1 protein-coding gene is annotated in these 238 nt (G+C 56.3%); it reads left to right on the top strand.

Annotated features, from left to right (window positions below; translation table 11 throughout):
• The coding region (locus tag BWI93_RS27600) for a hypothetical protein (protein ID WP_176454101.1) at positions 1-238 on the top strand (238 nt) is incomplete at both ends.

Below are 238 nucleotides of genomic sequence, written 5' to 3'. Positions count from 1 at the left end.
AACCACTACGCCTACCTCAAATGGTTCCTACTATCTGGTCTCTCAGGCGGGCACGCAGTCGATTACGGGTCTGACAGAGAACTACGAGGCGGGTGACCAGGTCATCAGCAATGGCACGGGATGGTTTCGGATTCGTTCGAGCCTGGTGGATGGTAGCGTCTCGGAGGGTAAAATTGCTGCCGCCGCTGTCAGCCCCGCCAAAACGACGTTCATAGCCTCCAAGCTAGGTAAGAACCTG

Origin of the sequence: Siphonobacter sp. BAB-5385 (genome assembly GCF_002261125.1) — a bacterium.
GTDB lineage: Bacteria > Bacteroidota > Bacteroidia > Cytophagales > Spirosomataceae > Siphonobacter.
This window is presented reverse-complemented; position numbering and strand designations above follow the sequence as displayed.